Annotated in this window: 7 protein-coding genes; 2 read left to right on the forward strand and 5 right to left on the reverse strand. The window is 67.9% G+C overall.

The window, feature by feature from the left end; translation table 11 throughout:
- Window positions 1-5: 5 nt before the first annotated feature.
- Entirely contained in the window at window positions 6-1,184 is a 1,179-nt protein-coding gene (locus tag ACWGDB_RS11915) for an amidase domain-containing protein (RefSeq protein ID WP_453822303.1), read from the forward strand.
- A gap of 53 nt (window positions 1,185-1,237) precedes the next feature.
- On the opposite strand, the gene ACWGDB_RS11920 is transcribed toward ACWGDB_RS11915, so the two are convergent.
- A complete protein-coding gene (locus ACWGDB_RS11920) occupies window positions 1,238-4,720 on the reverse strand; it encodes a DNRLRE domain-containing protein (RefSeq protein WP_453822304.1) in 3,483 nt (1,160 codons plus the stop codon).
- A 484-nt stretch (window positions 4,721-5,204) separates the two neighbouring features.
- On the opposite strand from ACWGDB_RS11920, the gene ACWGDB_RS11925 reads away from it, so the two are divergent.
- On the forward strand, window positions 5,205-12,485 hold the full coding sequence (locus tag ACWGDB_RS11925) for a polymorphic toxin-type HINT domain-containing protein (protein ID WP_453822305.1): 7,281 nt from the start codon (window positions 5,205-5,207) through the stop codon (window positions 12,483-12,485).
- A gap of 60 nt (window positions 12,486-12,545) precedes the next feature.
- Here ACWGDB_RS11925 and ACWGDB_RS11930 read toward each other — a convergent pair whose 3' ends face one another.
- From ACWGDB_RS11930 to ACWGDB_RS11945, 4 genes are all read right to left on the reverse strand, one after another.
- Window positions 12,546-13,232, reverse strand: a complete 687-nt coding sequence (locus ACWGDB_RS11930) for a hypothetical protein (protein WP_453822306.1) — start codon at window positions 13,230-13,232, stop codon at window positions 12,546-12,548.
- 122 nt (window positions 13,233-13,354) lie between these two features.
- Entirely contained in the window at window positions 13,355-14,662 is a 1,308-nt protein-coding gene (locus ACWGDB_RS11935) for a tyrosine-type recombinase/integrase (protein WP_453822307.1), read from the reverse strand.
- On the reverse strand, window positions 14,662-14,889 hold the full coding sequence (locus ACWGDB_RS11940) for a helix-turn-helix domain-containing protein (protein ID WP_453822308.1): 228 nt from the start codon (window positions 14,887-14,889) through the stop codon (window positions 14,662-14,664). The genes ACWGDB_RS11935 and ACWGDB_RS11940 overlap by 1 nt, the downstream gene beginning before the upstream one ends.
- A complete protein-coding gene (locus tag ACWGDB_RS11945) occupies window positions 14,886-16,319 on the reverse strand; it encodes a replication initiator (RefSeq protein WP_453822309.1) in 1,434 nt (477 codons plus the stop codon). Before ACWGDB_RS11945 ends, ACWGDB_RS11940 begins: the two co-directional genes overlap by 4 nt.
- Window positions 16,320-16,416: the final 97 nt, after the last annotated feature.

Here is a 16,416-nt window from a genome sequence, read left to right on the forward strand (position 1 = left end):
ATTCAGTGAAGACAAGGAAATTGAGCCGTACGCGGCGACGCGCCACCATACTCGGCGCGGCGGCCGCCTCGGTCGTCGCCGGAGCGGCGATGCTGCCCAACTGGAGCGCGGGCGCCGCGGTCGTCGACGACCCCACGGTGGACGCCAGGACCAAGGCCACCTTCCAGCGGCTGGCGGACGCGGTCTTCACCGACCGCACGGACGCGCTGGTCGACGGCGGGCAGGGGAACCGGGAGAAGCCGCTGACCGACGGCTTCTCCGGGGACGTCCGGATGTCTGCGGGCACGGCCCGCAGCGAGGACGCCGCACTGTCCGCGCTGGACCGGCGCAAGGACAAGCTCGCCAAGCTGGGCGAGAAGTACAGCAAGGGCAGCACCACCGTCACTCTGGACGCCACCAGCGTGAAGGGCCGCAAGGCGAAGGTCGCGGTCACCGAGACCACCACCCTCACCTACGAGAAGGTCCGCGGCAGCGAGCCGGGGACCACCGGCTTCCAGGCCCACCACGAGCTGACCTTCAGCGCCGACCGGCGGGGCGACTGGCAGCTGACCGGGATCCGCGCGACCGACGAGGGCGACCTCGCCGTGAACTCGACGGCCAGGCCGGCCGTCGAGCCCATGACCGCGAAGGCCGCCAGCACCACGCCGTCGGCGCCCAAGGCATCGACCTCGTACCCCGGCCCGGCCAACCCGAAGAACTTCACCGCGTCCGGCCTGGACTACCCGGCCATGGCCACCTACGCCAAGCAGTACTGGTCCAACTACAACCCGGCCTACCCGAACTTCAACGGCCAGGGCGCGGGCGGCGACTGCACCAATTTCGTCAGCCAGTCCCTGAAGGCGGGCGGCTGGAAGCACGTCCCGGGCTACGTGTACGACTACACCAGGTGGTTCGGCAACGCCGACATTCAGTCGCACTCGTTCATCGGCGTCAACGAGTGGTCCTGGTTCGCCCAGAACTCGAAGCGCACGACCAGCCTCGCGAACGTCTACCAGATGGACGTCGGCGATGTCCTCCAGCTCGACTTCGACAAGGACGGCTCGAAGGACCACACCATGATCGTCACGTCCCGCAACCGCGGCGTGCCGTATCTGACGTACCACTCCACCAACACCTACAGCAGGTCGGTGGCGAGCATCATCGCGTCGTACCCGAACGCTCTGTATTACGCGTACCGCACCTGATCCGTGCCACCCCCCTGGCCGCCGGTGTCGTCCACCGGCGGCCAGGGGCCGGGTCATCCGATGGCGATGCGGGTCTTCCAGTAACTTGCCGAGCCGATGATCTCTGTGCCCGGCCCCGGCGCGACGGTGGCCTTGCCGCCCGCGTAGAAGCGCACGGATCCGTCGGACCGCACGCCCCATATGTCCGGGACGGCGTCACCGTTGGCATCGGGGGTGCCCATCAGCAGCGGGAAGTTGCTGACCGCCCACCCCGAGGCGCCGTACTCACTGTCATCGCCCCCGGCCGAACTTCCGGCATTGCCCAGTGACGTCAGGCTCACCCCGCCACCGGATGCGGCGATGCCCTTGCGCAGCAGGAGCCTGCCCGACGAGTCGGACCGGTAGACGAGGTCGGTGACCCCGTCGCCGCTGATGTCCAGCGCGCTGACGATGTCCCGGCTGGTCCAGCCCGAGGCCCACAGCCGGGTCGCCTGGTCGATGGTCGCTCCGTGGTATCCGGTGAAGACCCACAGCTCGTCGCCGATGGTGGCGAAGAAGTCGGTCCGGCCGTCCCCGGTGGCGTCGCCGGCCGACACGAACTGGGTCAGGTCGGCGGGGCTTGGGGCACCCTCCGGGAGGAGGATCTCGCGGCGCTTGTCGATGTTGACGGCGCCGTATCCGTCACCGGGGTACACCCACAGCTTGCCCCCGACGCGGACGACCAGGTCCTGGAGGCCGTCGCCGCCGTAGATGTCGCCGTTGTGGGTGATCAGGGCGCCCTTGAAGTGGCCATTGGGCGCGGCTGCATAGGGCGGCAGCTCGTCGCCGTTGGGGTCCTTGTCGGGGTTGGCCCGGTAGGCGCCGGGCATCGAGTAGTCCAGGTCGCCACTGCCCTTGGCGAGGTCGGTGGCGGTGGCCTGCGAGGGATACATGCCCAGATTGCCGGCCTCGGTGACCACCATCATGTCGGGCAGCTTGTCGCCCGTGAAGTCGCCGGGCGAGTCGGCCTGGTCCCGGGGAGTGACGTAGAAGAAGTACTTCGTGGCATCCGAGGGGTTGCCCGCGCTGTCCACGGCCCTGACGTAGAGCACGTTGGGCCCGGCCGTCGGCGGTTTGGCGTTGGAGATGATCGCGCTGACGCTGGTGGCCGTGCCGGCGTTGCGGGGGAGGCTGCCGGTGTAGCTGGCCGAGTTGAAGCCGTACTCGTAGCGCACGACGTCGCTGTTGAGCGCGCGAACCGTGAACGATCCGGGTGTACCGAACTTCTTCGTGGACCAGTTGGCGTCCTCGGCGTCGTTGCCGAACCCGTTCTCGCCGCCGTCGGCGTTGGGGAAGTCGGTGGAGCTGACCTTCGGCGGCTTCGGCACGGTGGTGTCGAGGACGAAGCGGCACGGCGTCTTGGCCGGTGCGAAACTCGAACTGACACCGGTGTCGTCGACGGCGCGCACCCGCCACGAGTACAGGGTGCCGTTCGTGAGCTTGCTCGTGGAGAAACCCGATGTCGTGCGCAGTGCGGTGCCCTTGTCACCGCCGACGGACACCTTGCCGGTGGAGCCCAGCAGATCGCCCTTCGTCTCCCACTTGCCGTGCGGCCACAGGTCGAAGTCGAGGTAGTCGAGGTTGTTGTCCTTGTCGGACGCCCGCGCGGTGAACGTCAGGTCGCCCGAGCCCATGCGGACGTACGGCTCGGTGGTGGTGCACTTGGCGTCGGGGCCGAGGTCGAGCGACTTCGAGTCGATGGTGGGCTTGCGGTTGTAGACGAGTTCGAGGACCGGCGCGTTGTCGCCGTTCGCCTGGAACTTCTTCCACGAGTACTGCGAGTGCTCGTCCCGTGCCCGCAGGCCGAAGGTGATGGTTTCCTTGCCCTGGTCGGCCCGCTTCTGTGCCGCCTTGCGCACGTCGAACGTCTCGTACGCGTCCCGGCATCCGGACTTGTACCCGTGCGCGAAGCTCTTGGTCGCGAACTTGTTGCCGTCGTGCAGTTTGGGGGCGTTCTTCCAGTTGGTCTTGCCGTTGATGGACCCGGTGAGGTGCACACTCATCGAACGGGCGCTGCAGGACCAGGAGTAGGTCTCCAGCACGCGCAGCTTCGCGCTGGTGATCTTCGTGCCCTTGAGGTCCTTGTCGAAGGCGATGTTGAAGTACGAGCGGGAGGTGCCCCAGGTGTCCGACTCGAAGCCGACACGGGCCTCGTGCGTGCCGCCCTTGTTGAAGCCCTTGCCGTTGTAGAACGTGGCGTTCGGATGACGGCTGTAGGCGGTGGTCCAGTTCTGCGTGTGCTTCTTCACCGACGGGTCGATGAAGACGGGGTAGGTGGTGGCCGGGTCGTCGAGGAAGGCCAGGTCGGGGGTGAGCTTCCAGTTCGGGCCCGTCAGGCTGGGCTCGACCAGCTCGCCGCGCGAGTCGGGCGAGGGACCGTCGAGCCCCGGAAGGCTGAGCGTGGCCGCCGAGCCGGTCTGCGAGGGCGCGGGCGTCGGTTCCGCCGGGGCGGACGGCAGCGGGGACTCCGGCACCGAGGGCTCGGGTCCGTCGGTGGCCGCCGGCAGCGTCTCGGGGGCGGTGTCCGCCTGCTCGTCGGTCTCGATGAGCTCCTCGGTGGGGCTCGGACTCCCGCTCGGCCCGTCGGTGGCCGATTCGGCCGGTGCGGGGCTCTCCGGCGCGGTCGGCTGGGCGGTGGCGCCGACCGATCCGTCGGTGACGGCCGGCCGGCCGCTGCTGTCCCACATCAGCGGGGTCGGCGACATCGCGACCTCGTTGCCGAAGACGTCCTCGGCGGTGAGGATGCCCGTGATCGGATCCAGCCGGAAGTTCAGCGTCGGGGAGGTGATGCCGTACGAGATCTGCCGGGCTCGCGGATCGGCCGCGGCCTGCCGGTTCTTGAGGACCAGCAGTTGGGCGAACCCGTCGTCGTCGGCCGTCAGCACCAGGTCGGCACCCGGGAAGATCTCGGGGTACAGGGCGCGCGAGCCGTCGATGATCGGAGCCGGGATCGTGCCCGGCCAGGTGAGCTGGATCTCCTGGCCGTCGGCGGTCAGGGTGACCAGGGGGCTCGCGGTCTCGTCAGCGGCGGCCCCGTTCAACCCCTGCACCAGAGAGGCCCGGCGCACGGTGGAGCGCGAGGCGCGCTGTTCTCCGCCGCCCGCCGCGGAGCCGGCCGAGAAGACGACTCGGGTGTTCGTGGCCCGGGGCTGCCAACCGGCCTTCGTGCGGTGGAGGTCGTAGTCGATCTCCCTCCATTCGCCGCCCACTTTGGCCCGGACCGGTGACGAGTACAGCTTCTTGGCCATCAGACCGTCGGGCCGAGCCCACGTGCTGGAGTGCGCGGTGCGCAGCGCGGTGACCTCCACGGACTTGCCGGTCTTCACCGCCCGCGCGACCGCGGCGGCCTCGGCCACGGGCTTCGCCTTCGCCTCTCGGACGGACGCGTCACGCGGACCTGGGTCGTCCGGGCCGAGGCCGACGAAGGCGATGCCGGTAGCGGCGAGGGCCGCGGTCACTATGGCGGCGGTGGTCCGCCGTCCGGGCGCACGGCGCCAGTTACGCGTCTTGCGCGTCATCGGGCGAGCTCCCCTTCCCCCTTGGAACCGGCGGCGGGACAGGGCGCGGCCGGGCGAGCCGATGATGACCCATGACCGGGCAGTCGTCACGCTTCGCGAGCGGTGAAGGGGTTTGAGCCGATCAACCTCGTGGGCCGTAAGGGTGGTTGTGCGTGGAGAGCAGTAACTCGGCCATGGCAGCACGGACTTGTGGATAAACCACCGCGAATCATTGATTAACGCGCTTGATTTGACTGCCATTTGCCAAGGGATTTACGAATCAGGCGGTTGATCGCGAAGGCGTAATACCTTCCGCTATCCCGGAAAGGTGCCAAACCCGGGCATCACGTACCGCTATGGATCGTTACGCACCGTGGTGATCATCACATCCGCACATCTGATCTAGCGGAACTCCACGGAGTGGTCACAAAATCTGCGCTATCTGATACGCCATCACGCGTGGTCCGAACCCGGTCCCGCCTCGGTGGTCCGGGGGGACTTCGTCGTGTTCGGTCGCTTTTCGCATGTCCGTCGCCGTCATCTGCGTCGTCTGCGCACGGCCGTCGTACCCGTCCTGGGCGCCGCCCTGCTGGTGGGCCTGCTGCCTGCGCAGTCGCTGGCGCTTCCGCCCGACCCGGCGGTCGAGGAGAAGGGTCGCGAGACCCTTGACCTGGAGACGCTCGACCAGGACGAGCCGGTCGCCGGTGAGACCTTCGAGCGGGACCTGGAGACCCTGAAGGCCGAGGTTCCGCCGGACCAGGAAGCGGCTCCGGCGGGCACAGCCACCGCTCCGGTCGCCGACTCCGGGACGGTCAGCTTCGGCTCTACGGCGTCTGCCACGACGCCGGCCTCGGCACGCGCGGGCACGACCGCCCGGCAGGTCGCCCTGACCCCTGTCGACGACCTTCCCGTCAGCCTCGGGCAGGCTCCGGACCAGCAGGCCCCTACGGGCGCATGGTCCGTCCAGGTCTTCGACCGCACCGCCCCGGTCTCCCAGGGGGTCGACGGCGCGGTCGTCAAGGTGCAAGCACCGGCGACCGGTTCGGTCCCGATCTCGGTCAAACTCGACTACGCCAAGTTCAAGAACCTGTACGGCGCCGACTGGGCCTCCCGGCTGCGTTTCGTCCAGTTCCCCGAGTGCTACCTGACCACGCCGGACAACGAGGCGTGCCAGGTGTACGAGGAACTGGAGACGACCAACGACACCAAGACTCAGTCGATCACGGCGACGGTCGACACGGCGGCGGACGGAACGGTGACCCCGGCCTCGGCCGCGGCCACGGACTCCGACGGTCCGCCCATTGCCCGGGCTGCGTACCGCTCATCGGCCACCCCCGTCGCCGCGACCGGAGACGCCGCGGTCCTCGGTGCGGTCGACTCCGGCCGCGGCGCTGGCGGAACTTTCAAGGCCACGCCCCTGGTCTCCAGCGGCAAGTGGGAGGCGGGCGGTTCCTCCGGCGGGTTCACTTGGTCCTACCCGCTGATGGTGCCTGCGGCTCCGGCCGGTCCCGCCCCCACCGTCTCCCTCAACTACAACTCCCAGACGGTGGACGGCCGTGTCGCGGTGTCCTCTCCCCAGGCCTCCTGGATCGGAGAGGGCTGGGACTACGACCCCGGCCACATCGAGCGCCAGTACCGAACCTGCCAGGACGACCGCAAGGCGCTGAAGTCCGGCACGCCCAACAACACAGCGAAGAAGGACAAGACGTCCGACCTGTGCTGGGTGTCGTACAACGCGGTCATGTCGCTGGGCGGGCGCAGCGTGGAGCTGGTGCGGGACGCGCCCGCCGGCAGCAACCCCGAGGCCGACACAGAGATCTACCGCCCCCAGAGCGACGACCGGACCCGCGTCGAGCGCCGGACGGGCGGCACCAACGGCGACAACAACGGCGAGTACTGGATCGTCACGCACAAGGACGGGACGAAGTACTACTTCGGCCTCAACCAGGTCGGCGGCGGTCACGCCGACACGAGCTCCGTTTCCACGGTCCCCGTCTTCGGCAACCACCCCGGTGAACCCTGCCACGCCACGGCCTTCGCCGACTCCCGCTGTGGCACCGGCAAGAAGCAAGCCTGGCGCTGGGGCTTGGACAAGGTCGTCGACGTGCACGGCAACACGATGGTCGTCAACTGGAAGCAGGAGACGAACTACTACGCCGTGAGGGAGAAGTTCAAGGCTCCTGAACAGTACGGCCGTTACGCCTACCCGACGTCGATCGAGTACGGCATGCGCCCGTCCGACCTGACCAAGCCGTCCGCCACCGTCGAGTTCGGCGTCAAGCAGCGCTGCCTGAAGTCGGAGACGGTCTGCGATGCCGCCAACTTCGCCAAGACAGATGACCCGGGCGCGTACCGCCCCTGGTGGGACACGCCCGGCAACCTCAACTGCAAGTCCACGTCGAAGCTGTGCCCGTCGTTCCCGTCCTTCTGGACGCAGATGCGCCTGGACTCGGTGACGACGAAGGCCGCCCGCGCAGGACAGACGGGTCTCGGCAAGGTCGACACGTACGAACTTCACCAGTCCTTCCCCGAGGACTGGTACGACACCTCTCCCGGCCTCTGGCTGAACTCGATCACCCGCCGCGGCTTCGCCCCCGGCGACACCACCGGCACCCTTCAGCACAAGGACGGCGTCAGCTTCGCCGAGTACTCGGTCGGATCCACCTCGCCGCTGCGGGGCCGCCTGAAGGACCGCCAGCTGCCGAACCTGGTGCCGAGCGGCCCGAACGACCAGCGTCCCGCGTTCACGCGCCCGCGTATCGGCACGGTCGCCACCGAGCACGGCGGTGACGTCGAGGTCGAGTACACGGGTGGCTGCGCCACCGAGCCGTCCGAGGACAAGGGCGAGAAGAACGGCACCTGCTATCCCGTCCGCTGGTCGCCCGACGGCGACGAGAAGACGCCCGCGAAGGCCTGGTTCAACAAATACGTCGTCGACTCCGTGACCGAGACCGACAAAGTCACCTCCCGCGGCAAGCCCGTCCGCACGACGTACAAGTACACGGATCCCGCCTGGGCCAAGAGCGACGACGAGTTCACCCGCCCGTCGCTGCGCACGTACAGCGTCTGGCGCGGCTACCGCCAGGTGGCCGTCACCAAGGGCAGCAGAACCAGCAATCAGAAGAACTTCCCGCAGGCCCAGTCGTACTCCGAGACCCGGTACTTCCTGGGGGTGGGCGGTGCGGTCAAGGACTCCACGGGCACGCACACGCTGCTTGCCGACGACGCGGTGCAGTACGCGGGAATGACCGCGGAGACGATCACATACCGGGACGCCGACAAGCGGATCCACAAGCGCACGCTCAACTACCCCTGGTCGAAGCAGACCGCGTCCCGCCAGCGGGAGGCCGAGAACGGCACCGACATGGATCCGCTGCTCGCGCACCGCACCGGTATCGAACGCACGGAGGAGATCCAGCCCGTCGACAACAGTTGGCGAGCCGTCCGGACGCTGACGACGGTCGACGACACGTACGGCCTGCCGATCCAGGTGGAGACCGCCGTGGTCAAGCCGAACGGCAGCACGGGTGAGACCCTCTCCGACCAGACCTGCACCAAGACGTCGTATGTGCACAACACATCCGCGTGGCTGATCGGCCTGCTGAAGGAGCAGCGCAGTACAGGCACGTCCTGCGCGGCACATGACACGGCCGACCCGGCGACCAAGCTCATCAAGGCGGGGCGGAACAGCTACGACGGTCTGGGATACGGCGAGACTCCGCCGAAGGGGCGGGTCACCTCCGCTGCCGGCGTCAATGGCGCCGGAACGTCGTACTCGGTCGTCACCAAGACCACTTACGACCCACTGGGGCGCATCCGCACCGTCACCAAGCCGGGCGCCGGCACCACAGAAACGCAGTACACGCCTGCGGACACGGGCGGGCCGGTCACCTCGGTGAAGACGATCAACGCCAAGGGCCACACCGTCACAACGAGCTTTGACCCCGGCCGTAGCCTGCCACTGACGGTCACGGACGCCAACGGACGGGTCACGCGCAGCGAATACGACGCCCTCGGCCGCATGGTGAAGGGCTGGTCGCCGTCGCGTTCCTCGGGCGGCAAGTCCCCGGACGTGGAGGTCGCGTATCACGCTGCGGTGGCCACGTCAGCCGAGACCAGGCCCGCCGCCGTCACCATGAAAACGCTGAAGGACGACGGCACGTACAGCCGTCAGGTGACGATATACGACGGCCTGATGCGCCAGGTCCAAACCCAGTCCGAGGCCCATGGTCCAGGCCGGATCATCACCGACACGAAGTACAACGACCACGGCCTGGTCGTCGAGCAGACGAGCGGCTATCTCGCGAAGGGCGAGCCGGTGGCCGAGCTGTTCGCGCCGAGATCGAATGCGCTGATCCCGAGCCGGGTCCAGCACATGTATGACGGTCTGGAACGCCCGTCGATCCAGTTGACGTACCACGGCGACGCATACAGGGGCGACTACCTCTCGTACACCTTCTACGACGACACCAGCGCCTTCACGGACCCGGCGGGTTCGACAGCGCCTCAGACGCGCACGTACACCGACGCGCTGGGCCGCGTTTCCGCGATCCGTCACTACAAGGACAATGTCGCCACGGCCAACTGGGAACCCGCCACCTCCGAGAACAGCGGCCGCAAGACGACGTACGAGTACGACGCCCGCGGCTACCGCACGAAGGTCACCGACCCGGCGGGCAACGCCTGGACCTACACGTATGACGCCCGGGGCCGCGTGACGTCGGCCACCGACCCGGACACCGGCAGGACGGAGACCTGGTACGACGACGCGGATCGCCCGGTCAAGACGACGGATGCCAAGTCGCGGTCGACGTACACGGATTACGACGAGCTCGGCCGGGTCACGCACGTCCGTGAGGGTTCGGCGACCGCCGCCCCGGTCAAGTCGTTCACATACGACAGTCTGCCGGGCGCGCTGGGCCAGCCGGTCGCCTCGACCCGGCACACACCGGGCGGCGACTACGTCAACCGGGTCACCGGCTACGACACCGCCTACCGGCCCACGGGCAGTGAGACGGTGATCCCGTCGAACACGCTGACAGCGGGAGTGTCGGGCACGTACGCCTCCGCGTACACCTACACCCCGACCGGCAAGCCGCAGTCGGTCACCCTGCCGGCCGTGGGCGGACTGGCGAAGGAGAAGGTCGTCACCCGCTACAACAGCGACGGCCTGCCCGAGTCGACTTCCGGCCTCGCCTGGTACACGTCCGACGCGACCTACTCGCCGTATGGCGAAGCCCTGCGCACGGTCTCCAGCTCCCAGCCCCACCGGGTCTGGACCACCAACTTCGTCGACCCGCGCACCGGCAGCCTCCAGCGCACGGTCACCGACCGCGAGACCTCCGGACCGCACCGCATCACGGACAGCTACTACTCGTACGACGCGTCCGGCACCATCACCTCGAACGCCCGAAAACTGTCGGCGGCTTCGGGTGATGCATGGGACACCCAGTGCTTCACGTATGACGTGATGGGCGAGCTGGTGAACGCCTGGACGTCGAAGATCACCCCGGCCGGCAACGGCACCGGGTGCAAGGCGTCGAACGGCTCGACGTGGGGCTATCGCACCGACTACCGGAACTCCTCCGGCCCGGTGGCCCATGCTCCGGACACCGCGAGCGACAAGTCGAGTCCGGACGCCTCCTTGTCGTCGACCCTGGCGGCCACGGCTCCCGACACGGCGACCGTCGCCACGGGCGCGACGGCGTACCGCCAGTCCTTCACTTTCGACTGGCTGGGCAACCGCGCCACACTGACGGAACACGACCCGGCAGACGCGACCAAGAATGTCACCTACACATACGGCTACGGCACCACCGCGCAGCCGCACACGATGAAGTCGATCAGCTCCAACCCGTCGGGCAAGGGCAGCACCTACACGTACGACGACGCGGGCAACACAGAGGTCCGCGACCTGCCCGCCACTACCCAGAACCTGACCTGGACGTCCGAGGACAAGCTCGAAACGATCACCGACGACGGCAAGAAGACGACGTACGTCTACGACGCCGCCGGTAACCGGATCCTGGAGAACTCCCCGTCGGGCTCGACGCTCTACCTGGGCGGGACGGAGGTGACGACGAACTCCGGGGGCGCGATCGCCAAGGCTTCCCGTTCCTACGCGCAGGCGGGTGCTCCGACGGTCGTCCGCACCGCGACGGGCGGCGCGACAACGGGCCACAAGCTGAACGTCCTGCTCGCGGATCACCTCGGCACGGCAAACACAACCGTGGAAGTGTCGAGCGGCCAGCCCGTCACTCGCCGCGAGTCCAAGCCGTACGGCGAGGCCCGAGGCCCCAAGCCGACCAGTTGGCCCAACAAGCGCGGCTACCTGGGCGTGGGCATCGACGACGCGGCCACCGGCCTGACCCACATCGGCGCCCGGGAGTACGACCAGAACGCCGGCCGCTTCCTGTCAGTGGATCCGATCATGGACATCGCGGATCCGCTCCAGATGAACGGCTACGCGTACAGCAACAACAGCCCGGTCAGCGACAGCGACCCGAGCGGCCTCTGGTGCTCCAGCTGCAACGACGGCCAGGGCTGGACCCGCCCCGATGGCGGTACCCAAGGGGACCCTGACGGCGGGCTGAACTCTGACGGCACGGTGCGGGGAACGCCGCACGGTGGTGGTGGCGGTGGCGGCACCGGACAGGCCGTAGTCGTCGACCTCGGCGACGGCAAGCCCACTCTGCCGCCGAAGAAGATCTACCAGGAGTTCCAGAGGAAGCTTCCCAGCATTGGCCAGCTTCAGCGGAACAACACCTACTTCAGCGATCTCAGCTACGAGCTGCTGGTGGAGCTCTATTTCCGAGAGCGATGCAAAGCCGGCACCAGCGCGATCGACGAATGCAGCGCACTGCGCAACTTCTACGAGGGCTGGAAGCACGTCGACGAGATCGACACCGTCGACACATGCCCGATATGCGGCAACGTCGGCTTCCAGTCGATCATGACTTATGTCGGTGCACGCGGGGTCGGGAAACTGAAGTGGCGCTGCAACCAGTGCTTCCTGGCCGGCACGGATGTCCTCATGTCCGACGGCACCACCAAGGACATTGAGGACGTCAAGGTCGGCGACAAGGTCCTGGCCACTGATCCGGAAACCGGTGAGTCGGGCCCCAGAAAAGTCACCCGCCTCATCGTCACCGAGGACGACAAGCACTTCAACGAGCTGTCCATCGCAACAGCGGACGGCATCGAGAAGCTGACGGCCACGCACGAGCACCCGTTCTGGTCTCCCTCAGAGCGCGAGTGGATCGAAGCGAGGGACCTCAAGCCGGGCTTGACGCTGCTCACCGACGAGGGCGACACCGTCATCGTCACCGCCAACCGCTCCTTCACCAAGCACGCCCGGACGTACAACCTGACGGTTGACGACCTGCATACGTACTATGTGCTGGCGGGCCAGACTCCGGTACTGGTTCACAATGCAAACTGTGGACCTCACCTGAAGGACCTGCAAAAGGACTACCCCCGGCGCACTGTGGGCATCCTTGACGTCGGAACTGATCAGCTCCCGATGATTAGCGGCCCAGGTGGCCAGTCGGGACTTCTCAAGAACCTCCCAGGTCGTACGAAGGCCAACGGGGAGCACGTGGAGACTCACGCAGCAGCGTTCTTGCGTATGAACCCGGGTGTCAGAAAGGCCGTGCTCTACATCGACTACCCGACGGGGACCTGCGGAACATGTAGAAGTACATTGCCTGACATGCTGCCCGAGGGTGTTCAGTTGTGGGTGATCTCGCCGCGTAGGACTGAAAAATTCACGGGACTTCCTGACTGAGTCAGGAAAGTAATCGGCGGCCGATCCACCTGGATCGGCCGCCGATTCGTGTTTCACTATCTACCAGGGCAGTGGTTCATCGGTTGTGTAGTCCTGAACGCCGGAGTATGAGCGCCACTTGACTCCTGGCATATTCTCCGCCCAGGAGAGATCGCCTGGCTCCCTCGCTGCGAGGGTGATGTCATGACCTGCGTCGGGATCGTCGCTCGGGTGGACGAGAGCCAGCCAGCTCTCGCCGAGGAGGATGCGCGAATCGCGGGCTGGCCAGTTCCACGCAGGGAAGGGGAGCTCATGGCTTCCTTCCCGAGACCAGAGCCAATCTGCCGGGACTCCTTGCGCGACTTTCGTCGCAGGAGCCCCCAGGATTGCCTCCAGGATTGTGGCGTGAATCAAGAAATCTGAGAGCCGCTCGCCAGTCCGTCTCCACGGGGTCGGTTCGTCGGACGGCTCTCGCTCATACACGGAGTAATCTTCACTTTTCGGGTCGAATGCCCAAAGCCAAGTTCCTTGGTTCTCAGCCCAGAACGGAATCTTTCCGTCTTCTGTTGCGAGTTCAGCGAGGGGGATGGCGTAGTTGTGTGAAGTGATCTCCCCGCCCCACTGGGCAGAGATTTCATGCCACTCGACAAGCTCCCTGGGCGCATCAGATGATTCCCCGAGTTTCACATTGGGTGATTTCGGGGCGCCGTACCACCTCCGCAGAAATCGCAGCAGGCCCGGGCTGTCCGTGGGGGCGAGAGAGTTCATGCGAGACATTATGCGCTACATGCCGGGCGTCGGCGTGGGCTGATCGGTAAATCGCTATAGCAAAACGGGAACCCCGTAGGTGGGGCTCCCGTGGGCCATGACGGCAGTAGTTGACGGCAACGTCAGCGGACGAGGGCGGTGCAGGGTGGCGGTTCGTCGCCGTCGGAGCGTGCCGTCTCGGTGGTCTCCCGGCCGACGAGCGCGGTGCCGAGGGTGTCGATGGCGTCGCGCTGGAGGCGGAGTCGGACGTGGGCGTAGACGGTGGCGGTGACGCCGATGTGGGCGTGGCCGAGGAGTTCCTTGATCACGACGAGTTCGACGCCCTGTTCCAGAAGCAGGGTCGCGGTCGAGTGCCTGAGGTCGTGGAAGCGGATGCGGCGGAGGCCAGCCTTGCGGAGGAGCGTGGTGAAGGCGCGGGTGAGGTTGGTCGGGTCGATCGGTCTGCCCTGCACCGTAGTGAACACGTGCCCGTCGTGCTGCCAGGTGGTGCCTGCGGCCTCGCGTTCGCGCTGCTGCTGCTCGCGGTAAAGCTTCAGCGAGTGGAGGCAACGGCTGGGAAGGGCGATGCGGCGCTCGGAGGCCCGTGTCTTGGTGGGCAGCGTGGTGAGCCCGCCTGCGCTGGTGCGCTGCAAGGTTCGGCGGATTGCGGCGGTGCCCGCGTCGAGGTCGAGGTCTTCCCAGCGCAGGCCGAGGAGTTCGCCCTTGCGGAGTCCGGTGTGGAGGGCGAGTTCGAACAGCGCGTGCAGCCGGTGTCCGCGCGTGGCCGCGAGGAACTGGCGGGCTTCGTCGGTGGTGAGGGGTTCGAAGCGTCGGGGCCGGGGTGTGCCGGTGCGGACGTTGCGGGCGACGTTGCGCGGGATCTCTTCTTCGCGGACGGCGTGCTCCAGGGCGGACTTGAGGACGGAGTTGATGTAGGTGAGCGTCAGCGGGGAGAGCAGCTTGTGGCAGCACTGGCCGGCGGCGCAGCAGCGGGGCTGGTCGCGCCGGGCGTCGATGCCGCGCGTGCAGCACTGGCAGGTGGTGCGGAGCTGGTTGAGCCAGGTGCGGACGTCCTTGGCGGTGAGCTTGGTGAGCTTCTTCTTGCCCAGGCCCGGGATGAGGTACCGGTCGACGCAGGTGGTGTAGCGGGTGTGGGTGTTCTCGCGGAGCTGGTGAATGGCGACGTTCTCCAGCCAGTACGTCAGGTACGCGGCCACGCTGCCCTGCGCGGAGGGGACGGGAAGGCCGCGGTTGCTGGCGGCGATCTTCTCGGTGAGCTTGGCCAGGGCTTCCTTGCGGGTGGTGCCGTAGACGCGGACACGGCGACGGGTGTTGCCGGGGGCGAGGACGTATCCGGCGGCTTCCCAGCGGCTGTCCTTGCGCTGGTAGACGGTTCCTTCTCCGTTGGCGCGGATGCGGCGGGAGGCAGGGGTGTCGCGGGGTGTGGTCATCAGGCGGCGGCTTCCTGGTCGAGGCGGGTGCGGATGAAGTCGGCCAGCGCGTGGGCGGGGATGCGGCGGGCGCGGCCGAGGGTGATCGAGGCGAGCTGGCGGGTGCGGAGCAGGTCGTAGACGGCGGAGCGGCCGAGCTGGAGGCGGGCCATGACCTGGGGCACGGTTAGCAGCTCTTCCGGCGTACTCAGTCCCCGCCGGGTCGGGGCGGGTTCCTGCGCGTTCATCCGCAGCCCCCTTCGGCGATGAACCGGCGTTCCAGTTCCCGGCGGTGCCAGACGGCGGCTGCGAGGAGCGCGCTGCCGGGGCTGTAGCCCGAGCCCTGGTAGGCCCAGTGGCCGACGACGAGGGTGGTGTCCGGGTCGGGCTCGCGCAGGCCGGCGTGGGAGCGGGCCTGTTCGGTGCGCCAGGCGCGGCGGGCGTCGCGCAGCGCGCCGATGGTGGTGGAGTAGCGGCGGGACTTGGTGGAGAAGTGGCCCCGGAAGCCGAGCATGTGTGCCCACTTCCAGAGCTTGAGGTGGGCGAACTCGGGCAGCCTGCCCAGCTCCCAGCAGGTGCGGATCATCTGCCGCACGTGCCGGGCGACGGCGAGCCGGGGCAGGGGCCGGGACTGTCCGGTTCCGTCGCAGGCGGTGCAGGGGAGCGGGGTTCCGTGGGGCAGGAGGGTGGCGCCGCGTCCCTGACAGGGGCGGCAGAACAGGGCGCGGTCGAGGGCGCCGGAGGCGTCGGCGGACTTGGTGGCGTACTTCGCCACGTAGGCGGCCACGGCCTGGTCGGTGAGTTCGGTGTCGGTGTCGAAGGAGGCGATCTCGCGGACGTCGAGCTGCTGACCCCAGGTGAGTTCGCGTTCCCCGACCGCGTCCGAGTTGACGGAGATGCGGGCACGAGGCGCGGCGGCCCTGATGGCGTCGGTGAGCACGGCGACGGTGGCGTACGAGGGCGGGGGCTGGGTGCTGCCGCCGGGGCCGTCGAGACGGATCACGGCGTGGAAGTGGACCAGGCCACGCTTCTGGTACTCGGCGACCTTGGCGAAGGACACCCGCAGGACCGCGTGGGCGGCCTTCTGGCTCATGCCGAGCCGGGCGGCGATCTCCCGGCGCAGGTAGGTGGTGAAGCGGGCCCACAAGGCGGAGGCGTGGGCGTTGAACAGGACCGCGCCCGCGTAGTCGTACGTCGCCGGATTGAGCGGCGTGCCCAGCAGTGGGTCCGTGGGTTCGTGGCGGATTCCGCAGCGGCAGGGCCGGGCGTCGGGGCGGTTGTGTACGGGTCCGAAGGAGGGGGCGGTGAGGGTGGCGAAGACGCGGGGGTGGGTGCGGACGGTGTCGGGGACGGTCTTTCCGCCGGAGAGGCCGGCGCGGATGAGGTGGTAGGTGTCGGCGGCGTAGAGGCGGGAGCAGGTTGGGCAGCGTGAGGAGCGGCGGTTGCCGCATGTCGTGAGCAGGCTGCCTGTGGGCTCGTCGGACGTGGTGTAGGAGCGCAGCACCTCCCCGGTCGTGGTGTCGAGGGTGGTGGTGTGGCCGGTCAGGCGGACGGGTTCGGTGCAGCCGCCGAGGCGTTCGATCTGCTGCTGTGCGCGGTCGAAGTCGGGGTGGTTGACGAGGTGGAGCAGGTCCCGCACGGCGGGGCTTGCCACGTGGCGCAGGTCCAGGGTGACCATTCGGGGCGTGTCCCTTCTGTCGGGTGGGCGGCCCCGAGCAGCAACCAGCCTGGCAAGAAGGCGCGTTGGTACTGCTCGGGGCATGACGAACCAGGCC

The sequence above is a fragment of the Streptomyces sp. NPDC055013 genome, from assembly GCF_053608645.1.

Bases quoted from the DNA above. Each gene is read 5' to 3' on its own strand.
- ACWGDB_RS11920 (WP_453822304.1), bottom strand. From the start codon at position 4,720: ATGACGCGCAAGACGCGTAACTGGCGCCGTGCGCCCGGACGGCGGACC.
- ACWGDB_RS11940 (WP_453822308.1), bottom strand. From the start codon at position 14,889: ATGAACGCGCAGGAACCCGCCCCGACCCGGCGGGGACTGAGTACGCCG.
- ACWGDB_RS11945 (WP_453822309.1), bottom strand. From the start codon at position 16,319: ATGGTCACCCTGGACCTGCGCCACGTGGCAAGCCCCGCCGTGCGGGAC.
- ACWGDB_RS11930 (WP_453822306.1), bottom strand. From the start codon at position 13,232: ATGAACTCTCTCGCCCCCACGGACAGCCCGGGCCTGCTGCGATTTCTG.
- ACWGDB_RS11935 (WP_453822307.1), bottom strand. From the start codon at position 14,662: ATGACCACACCCCGCGACACCCCTGCCTCCCGCCGCATCCGCGCCAAC.